This is a genomic window from Mycobacterium sp., from assembly GCF_050701675.1.
Classification (GTDB): domain Bacteria; phylum Actinomycetota; class Actinomycetes; order Mycobacteriales; family Mycobacteriaceae; genus Mycobacterium.
Map to the genome: position 1 here is coordinate 1 of NZ_JBOGDD010000113.1, position 2,267 is coordinate 2,267.

Below are 2,267 nucleotides of genomic sequence, written 5' to 3' on the forward strand. Positions count from 1 at the left end.
CTGCCGAATTCACTCCGAATACTCTCGTGCGCAATGTGATTCCGATACATGAAGACGCCGTGAGGCTGCACCCATCGGAGCCGTGAGCACGCGCTTCCAATCGAGCACGAAAGGACCGTCGATCTCAGTGTCCAAGATCGTCTGTGTGCTATACCCCGATCCTGTCGACGGCTACCCGAAAGCGTATGCGCGCGACGACCTCCCTCTGCTGAGTCGGTATCCCGACGGCCAGTCACTCCCGGCGCCGGCGGCCATCGACTTCGCACCGGGTTCACTGCTGGGGAGTGTGACCGGAGAGCTGGGACTTCGCACCTACCTTGAGAGTCAGGGCCACGAACTAGTCGTCACGTCGGACAAGGACGGCGCGGACTCGGAGTTCGATAGGCATCTCGCCGATGCCGAGGTCGTCATCTCGCAACCCTTCTGGCCGGCTTACTTGACGGCGGAACGCATAGCCCGCGCACCCAAGTTGAAGTTGGCGCTTACCGCTGGAATCGGTTCGGATCACGTCGATCTCGACGCGGCCATCGAGGCGGGTATCACCGTCGCAGAGGTGACGTTCTGCAACAGCATCAGCGTCGCAGAACACGTGGTGATGATGATCTTGGCCCAGGTGCGCAACTACCTACCGTCGCATCAATGGGTTCGCGACGGCGGCTGGAACATCGCCGACTGCGTGAAACGGTCCTACGATCTGGAGGGCACGCAAGTCGGCACGATCGCGGCTGGCCGCATCGGTCTTGCGGTGTTGCGTCGATTGGCACCGTTCGACGTCGGCCTGCATTACTTCGACAAGCATCGGCTGCCAGCCGAGGTCGAAGCCGAACTGGGCCTCACATATCACCCGTCGGTACCAGAGATGCTTCCCCACCTCGACGTCGTCACGGTCAACGCCCCGCTTCACCCGGAGACGCGCGGCCTGTTCGACGACGACTTGATCACCGCGATGAAGCGCGGCGCGTACCTCATCAATACCGCCAGGGCACTGATATGCGACCGTGACGCTATTGTTCGCGCGTTGCAGAGCGGTCAACTCGGCGGATGCGCCGGTGACGTTTGGTACCCGCAACCGGCGCCGTCGGACCATTCGTGGCGGACGATGCCCCACCATGGGATGACACCCCACATCTCGGGTTCGTCGTTGTCGGCGCAGACCCGCTATGCGGCCGGTACCCGCGAGATCCTGGAAAGCTACTTCGCAGGCACGCCGATCCGTGAGGAGTATCTCATCGTCGAGGGCGGGACACTGGCCGGCACCGGCGCACATTCGTACACGTCCACGGCGTAGCACCGTCGTTTTCACGTCTTCACGCCAATGGCGTTGTCGCCACACATATTTCGCGTGTTCTGCACTTCCGACGCCACAGAGGAGCCGAGAGTCCATTGTCCGCACGTTCGCTCGATAAAGTCGAAGCCGGCCGCATCGTCGACGATGCGCGCCGCACACCGGGCCTGACGTGGCGACAACTCGCCGATGCGATCGAGCGGCCCCTCGTGTGGACCGTCGCCGCGGTCCTCGGCCAACACCCGCTCACGGCGGAACTGCGCGAAGAAAATCGAGGAGGCGGTGGGTCTGAACGACGAGGACGTGACCTCAGCACTGCAGCGCCAACCGTACCGCGTTGCCGATCCGGGGTTGGTGTCCGATCCCACCGTGTACCGGTTCCACGAAGCGCTCGGCGTCTACGGACAAGCACTCAAGGAATTGTTTCACAAGGAGTTCGGCGTCGGCATCATGAGTGCCATCAACTTCTCCTTGTCGGCCACCAAGCGCGACGATCCCACGGGCGACCGGATCGTGGTCACTTTCGATAGGAAGCTCTTGCCCTACCAGTGGTGACCACGGAACTCCGAGCATCAATCGTCCATCGCCGAGCCCAGGCTTGGTCCGTCACCGGTGACGGTGCACAAGTTGGACCGCGGACGGTCGGCGCAAGGTCGCGCCAGGTGTTCAACGGTGACTCGCCGCTCGGACGCAGCCGACATGCGATCGAGCGGCGGTGAACGAAACGGGGATGGGCAACTGGGCGTCAGAAGGTCCGAGGCGTATTGATCCACAACACGATCGTCGGAACGTCGTCTGGATTGACCCAGGCGTGGGCGCGATCGCTACGGTAGGCCATCGAGTCGCCCGGCCCCAATTCGTAATCGTCATGGCCGTCGAGTTGCAAATGAAGCCTACCCGACATGATGATGAGAAATTCCTCGCCTTCGTGGGAGATCGCGCCGTCGCTGCCACAACCGGGTTGAAAGGTGAAGATGAGCGG

Annotated in this window: 3 protein-coding genes and 1 pseudogene; 2 read left to right on the forward strand and 2 right to left on the reverse strand. The window is 62.4% G+C overall.

The window, feature by feature from the left end:
* The first annotated feature begins 127 nt into the window (after positions 1 to 127).
* Positions 128 to 1,288 carry an NAD-dependent formate dehydrogenase gene (locus tag ACRDUX_RS03470; protein ID WP_526411055.1) on the forward strand — a complete coding sequence of 387 codons (1,161 nt, stop codon included), beginning with the start codon at positions 128 to 130 and terminating at the stop codon, positions 1,286 to 1,288.
* An 11-nt stretch (positions 1,289 to 1,299) separates the two neighbouring features.
* Here ACRDUX_RS03470 and ACRDUX_RS03475 read toward each other — a convergent pair whose 3' ends face one another.
* Positions 1,300 to 1,527, reverse strand: coding sequence for a hypothetical protein (locus ACRDUX_RS03475; RefSeq protein ID WP_526411059.1), 228 nt, complete (start codon positions 1,525 to 1,527; stop codon positions 1,300 to 1,302).
* Here ACRDUX_RS03475 and cynS point away from each other — a divergent pair.
* Positions 1,423 to 1,840 (forward strand): annotated as a pseudogene (gene cynS, locus ACRDUX_RS03480) (cyanase). The gene ACRDUX_RS03475 and the pseudogene cynS sit on opposite strands and share 105 nt — an antisense overlap.
* Before the next feature lie 190 nt (positions 1,841 to 2,030).
* Here cynS and ACRDUX_RS03485 read toward each other — a convergent pair.
* The coding region (locus ACRDUX_RS03485) for a cupin domain-containing protein (protein ID WP_526411057.1) at positions 2,031 to 2,267 on the reverse strand (237 nt) is incomplete at its 5' end.